5 protein-coding genes are annotated in these 6105 nt (G+C 43.9%); all 5 read right to left on the bottom strand.

What is annotated here, in order from left to right; all coding sequences use genetic code 11:
• On the bottom strand, positions 1-580 hold a 580-nt coding region (locus PAN06_RS12690; protein ID WP_269796501.1), incomplete at its 3' end, for a glycosyltransferase family 2 protein.
• The gene (locus tag PAN06_RS12685; protein ID WP_003004308.1) at positions 573-713 is read right to left on the bottom strand and encodes a hypothetical protein; all 141 of its coding nucleotides are present in this window, start codon (positions 711-713) and stop codon (positions 573-575) included. The genes PAN06_RS12685 and PAN06_RS12690, both read right to left, overlap by 8 nt.
• Positions 714-722: 9 nt before the next feature.
• Positions 723-1511 (bottom strand): hypothetical protein, encoded by a 789-nt coding sequence (locus PAN06_RS12680; RefSeq protein WP_269796500.1) that lies wholly within the window; start codon positions 1509-1511, stop codon positions 723-725.
• Positions 1512-2666: a UDP-N-acetylglucosamine 2-epimerase (non-hydrolyzing) gene (wecB, locus tag PAN06_RS12675; protein ID WP_269796499.1), complete on the bottom strand. Its 1155-nt coding sequence runs from the start codon at positions 2664-2666 to the stop codon at positions 1512-1514.
• A 321-nt stretch (positions 2667-2987) separates the two neighbouring features.
• Positions 2988-6105, bottom strand: a 3118-nt coding sequence (gene rpoC / locus PAN06_RS12670) for a DNA-directed RNA polymerase subunit beta' (RefSeq protein WP_269796498.1), incomplete at its 5' end; no start/stop codon positions are given.

The following is a 6105-nucleotide window of genomic DNA, read 5'->3' as shown; positions in this document are numbered from 1 at the left end:
CGACAATTTCTTGGTTGATACAGCGGGTCAAGAAGTTTTGACCGGCATTCCGCGTTTTATTGCGACCAAAAGAAGCCACATGACGCTCCGGATCTTTGAGCACTTCTTTCACAAGGAAATAAAGAGCATTCTTTTCAGGCATGGCATCTGCATCATAGACACAGATATAGTCTCCGGTCGCCATGGCCAAAGCGTCATTTAACACACCGGCTTTCCCACCTGTCCCACTGCGATTGATAATGGTCAAATCACGTCCTGCATACTCTGGCAATGCTTTAACTGCCAAACACTCTTCATAAGTGCGATCGGAACAATTATCCGCAAACAGTAGTAATTCTACACGATCATGTGGGTAGTTCAAATCAAGGATCGCTTTGGCTGTCTGTGCAATAACCACATCCTCATTATGGGCAGGTACGACGATCGTCACTTTTGGATAATAAGGAAGCGGATCCGTATTGACACGAAAATCACTGTGTTTAAACCAAAAATGAACGGCTGAAAAGAGGATTACTAGGCCCCAGGCTAAGGACAGCCAAATCGAAATCAAGGCAATAATCATCACAATTTGACTAATCATGGTCCACCGCCTTAAAGTTTTTATTGACACGGCGGTAAATCACCGTATAAGCTACAAATAATACAATAAAGCACAAGGCAAAAAATACACTAATGCCTACAGCTATATTAAAAAATATATTTGTAAGAGACATGTTTTCCTCCTAATATTCCACAATAATATCTGTTTCAAGTTGACGTTTTAAGTAACGAATCATTTCTTTATAGCGATGGTATTTGGTGCGATTGGATTGATCCACTACAAGAAAGCCGGACTGAAATTGGATGGCTTGCACCCCATCTTCGCCTTGGAACACCAGTCCTTCCAACTGTGGTTTTAAGACTGTCATATAATCGCCCTTCAGATCCCGCTCGCTATCAGAAGATAAGATCAAGAAATTACCGTCTGATACATAATACAAGCTTTCATTTGGCTTTAGATGATGCGTTACCAAATAGTTGATTTGGTTCAAGGTCCGATTATATTCTCTCGGCTGCAATTGGAAGAACAATTCCTCGTGCGACCAGTGAATGAGTAAGGCTTGAATCGTATCATTGGTTTCCCCACCATAAGAAGCGATGCGGTTGCGGTAATCTGCGTAAGCTTCTGGCTCTTGATCCTTCACTTTTGCAATCTCTTTAAAGAGGTGATAGCGAATTCGGGTCAAGATTCCAATCAAGATCGGAAAACTAAAGAGCAGAAGCAAGGCTTGATGAAATGGGATATAGACAACACCCGCCACCAAAAAGACAATCCCTAGGGCAAATGACAACAGGATGGTCCATGTCAACAACAAATCTGATAAAACAATAGCAGAAAATAATCCTAAAACAAAGAATAATCCTTCTTCAATCAGAATCTCTCTTGCAAAAAACAAGCAGTAAAGTAAAAGAAGTACTTCGAAAACAATCAAAATTAGCAACCATCTACTTAACTTTTCCGTTTTTTTCATTTATTCTTTCTCTCCCTCATGAAATTCTTCAGTAGCATCTCCCTGGCCAAAGTAATGTTTAATAGCTTGCACGATTCGCTCAGAAGCTCTTCCATCTCCATAAGGATTTCGGGCATTTGCCATTTCTAGATAAAGATGTTCGTTGGTTAAGAGCTCCGTCATCGTGGATTTGACGACGGCAGGATCCGTACCAACTAATTTCAAAGTCCCTGCTTTGACCCCTTCTGGGCGTTCTGTTGTATCACGCAATACCAATACCGGTTTCCCCAATGATGGTGCTTCTTCTTGTACCCCACCTGAATCCGACATGATAAAGTAACTTCTCGAAGCCAAGTTGTGGAAGTCAAGCACATCTAAAGGTGCAATGAGATGGATCCGATCATGATCTCCTAATAGATCGTTTGCCGCCTCTTGTACCGCTGGACTAAGATGCACTGGATAAACCACTTCAATATCCGGTTCTTGATCCACCATTTCTCTCAGAGCTCCAAAGACCGCTCTCATGGGAGCTCCTTGATTTTCTCTTCGATGCATGGTGACAAGGATGATTTTTTTAGCTGGATCTAATTGATCCAGTACTTCGTGATGATAGTTCTCTTGAACCGTGAGTTTCAGCGCATCAATAGCAGTATTTCCTGTCACCACAATAGAGGATTCCGGATGATTTTCTTTTAAGAGATTGGCCTTACTTTCGCCAGTCGGCGCAAAATACAGATCCGCTAGATCATCCGTCATTTGACGGTTCATCTCTTCTGGATACGGAGAATATTTATCAAAGGTTCTCAAACCAGCTTCGACGTGGCCAATGCGGACTTGATTGTAAAAGGCAACCAAACTCGCCGCAAAGGTAGTGGTCGTATCTCCATGAACGAGCACCATATCTGGCTTTTCTTTTTTGATAACTGGATCTAATTGATTCAGAATTTTAGAGGTAATGTCTAATAAGGTCTGGCTTTTCCCCATAATATCCAAATCGTAATCAGGTACGATATTAAAGGTTTCTAAAACCTGGTCCAGCATTTGACGGTGCTGGGCAGTGACCACCGTAATGGTCTCAACGGTCTCCCTCTGCTTTTGCAACTCCAACACTAAAGGGGCCATTTTAATGGCCTCCGGTCGCGTCCCAAACACAACCATAATTTTCAATTTTCCCATAAACTTCCCCCGTCGACATACATGTAATTCGACATTTTTTTAATTTGTGTACATCTTTTTCCATTCTACCGCCAATGACTTTAAATGTCAAACCGTTTTTTGGTTTTATAAAGAAATTACTAATAGTTAGTCATTTTATTATTTTGATGTTTAGAATACATATCCATATAATCACTAATTGTAAGTATTTACAGCACGACTTCTACCGGGCTAATATTTTTGGTAAAAAAATAAATCAATAATTATACAATTATTTTTCAAATAATAAATTTTTATAATTTTTTCAAAAAAAGCCGGAACATGTAGTTCCGACTTTTTTTCTTATTCTTCTACGACTTCAGCTGTTTGAACTTCATCGACTGTTCCATCTGTTACTGGCACTTCTTCGATGATTTCAACTTCGTTAATCGCTTGTGGTTCCAAGTTACGGTAACGAGCCATCCCTGTACCTGCAGGAATAATCTTACCAATGATAACATTTTCCTTCAGTCCAAGGAGATGGTCTTTCTTACCACGGATCGCTGCGTCAGTAAGAACACGAGTGGTTTCTTGGAAGGAAGCAGCTGACAAGAAACTGTTGGTTTCAAGAGAGGCTTTGGTGATTCCCATAAGGACTGGACGAGCAGTCGCAGGAACTCCACCAGAGATAAGGACATCCTTATTAGCATCTGTAAAGTCTGTAATGTCCATCAGAGTACCCATGAGAAGGTCTGTATCTCCTGGATCCATGACACGTACTTTACGGATCATTTGACGAACCATTACCTCGATGTGTTTGTCGCCGATTTCTACCCCTTGGCTACGGTATACTTTTTGTACTTCTGCAAGAAGGTAAGTTTCAACAGACAAGACATCACGAACGGCAAGGAGACGTTTTGGTTGGATAGACCCTTCTGTCAGAGCATCACCACGAGAGACTTGATCTCCCACTTCGACTTTCATGCGGGCAGTGTAAGGGACAACATATTCGCCCTCACCAGTTGCTCCGCTAACAAAGACTTTCTTAGTGCGTGTAGAAGCATCTTCTTCGATGGCTGTGACTTCCCCTTTGACCTCAGTGATGACCGCTTCCCCTTTTGGATTGCGGGCTTCAAAGATTTCTTGGACACGAGGAAGACCCTGAGTGATATCGGTATTTGAGGCAACCCCACCCGTGTGGAAGGTACGCATGGTCAACTGTGTACCAGGTTCCCCGATAGATTGGGCAGCGATGGTTCCGACTGCTTCACCCACTTCAACCGCATCACCAGTCGCCAAGTTGATACCATAACAGTGACGGCAGACACCATGGCGGGTGTTACATGTAAAGACAGAGCGGATAGTGACTTCTTCCACACCAGCTTTGACAATTTCACGTGCTAGGTCTTCTGAAATCAAGGTATCTGGACCAACGATGACTTCACCTGTTTCAGGGTGTTTAACAGATTTCTTGGTATAACGACCTGTCAAGCGTTCTTCGAGTGGCTCGATCATTTCCTTACCATCAGTAATGGCACGGATCACAAGTCCACGGTCTGTTCCACAGTCATCTTCACGGATAATGACGTCTTGGGCAACGTCAACCAAACGACGAGTCAAGTAACCTGAGTCGGCTGTCTTAAGGGCCGTATCAGTCATCCCTTTACGGGCACCGTGAGTTGAGAAGAACATTTCGAGTACTGACAAACCTTCGCGGAAGTTTGACAGGATTGGCAATTCCATGATCCGTCCGTTTGGAGCGGCCATCAAACCACGCATACCGGCAAGTTGCGAGAAGTTTGAGATGTTACCACGAGCTCCAGAGTCCATCATCATAACGATTGGGTTCTTCGGATCTTGGTTATCCACCAAGCGTTTTTCCAATTTCTCACGAGCTGCACGCCATTCAGCTGTAACAGCATTGTAGCGTTCGTCATCCGTGATCAAACCACGACGGAATTGTTTCGTGATTTGTTCCACACGTTTGTGAGATTCTTCAATGATTTCTGCCTTATCTTCAACGACCGGAATATCGGCAATCCCCACTGTCAAACCAGCAAGGGTTGAATGATGGTAACCTAAGTCTTTCAAGCGGTCCAAGAAAGCAGACGTTTCAGTTGTACGGAAACGTTTGAAGATTTCGGCGATGATATTTCCAAGATTTTTCTTCTTGAATGGAACGTTTAATTCCAATTTCTCAATCGCTGATTTGGCATCTTGACCAGGCTCCAAGAAGTACTTAGCTGGAACGCCTTCTGTCAAGTTGGCATTATTAGGCTCTTGAAGGTATGGAAGCTCTGCAGGCATGATATCGTTAAAGAGAATCTTACCAACAGTTGTCAAGAGAATCTTGTGTTGTTGTGCTTCTGTCCATGGTTTGTTCAAGCTATCCGTCGCAATTCCGACACGTGTATGCAAGTGAACATAGCCATTGCGAAGAGCCATCACGGCTTCATCACGGTCTTTAAAGACCATTCCTTCACCTTCACGACCAGCTTCTTCCATCGTGAGGTAGTAGTTCCCCAATACCATATCCTGAGATGGCGTAACGACTGGTTTACCATCTTTAGGGTTCAAGATATGCTCAGCAGCCAACATCAAGATACGAGCTTCTGCTTGAGCTTCTTCTGAAAGCGGTACGTGGATGGCCATTTGGTCTCCATCGAAGTCGGCATTGTAGGCTTCACAGACAAGGGGGTGCAAGCGAAGGGCTTTCCCGTCAATCAAGACAGGTTCAAAGGCTTGGATCCCCAAACGGTGAAGGGTCGGTGCGCGGTTCAAGAGAACTGGGTGTTCTTTGATCACTTCTTCCAAGATATCCCAGATACGTTCATCTCCACGTTCGACCAAGCGTTTTGCAGCTTTAACGTTTTGTACGATATCACGTGCAACGATTTCACGCATAACAAATGGTTTGAAGAGCTCGATGGCCATTTCACGTGGCACACCACATTGGTACATCTTAAGAGTTGGACCAACGGCGATAACGGAACGTCCTGAGAAGTCCACCCGTTTACCGAGCAAGTTTTGACGGAAGCGTCCTTGTTTCCCTTTGAGCATGTGGCTCAATGATTTGAGTGGACGACTACCTGGTCCTGTGATTGGACGACCACGACGACCGTTGTCGATCAAAGCGTCAACCGCTTCTTGGAGCATCCGTTTTTCGTTTTGCACGATGATACCAGGGGCATTCAACTCAAGCAAACGCGCCAAACGGTTGTTCCGGTTGATCACACGACGGTAAAGGTCATTCAAGTCAGAGGCGGCAAAACGACCACCATCCAATTGGACCATCGGACGAAGATCTGGTGGAATAACCGGAAGGATGTTGAGAACCATCCATTCTGGCTTGTTGCCAGATTTGTAGAAGGCGTCTAAGACATCCAAACGGCGAACAGCCTTCACACGTTTTTGACCAGTTGCAGTCTTCAATTCTTCTTTCAAGACAGCAATTTCAGCTTCCAAATCCACTTGTTTCAAG

This window comes from Streptococcus sp. SM3, from assembly GCF_027497875.1.
The sequence above is the reverse complement of the archived record's forward strand: the minus strand, read 5'-3'. Positions and strand labels throughout refer to the sequence as shown.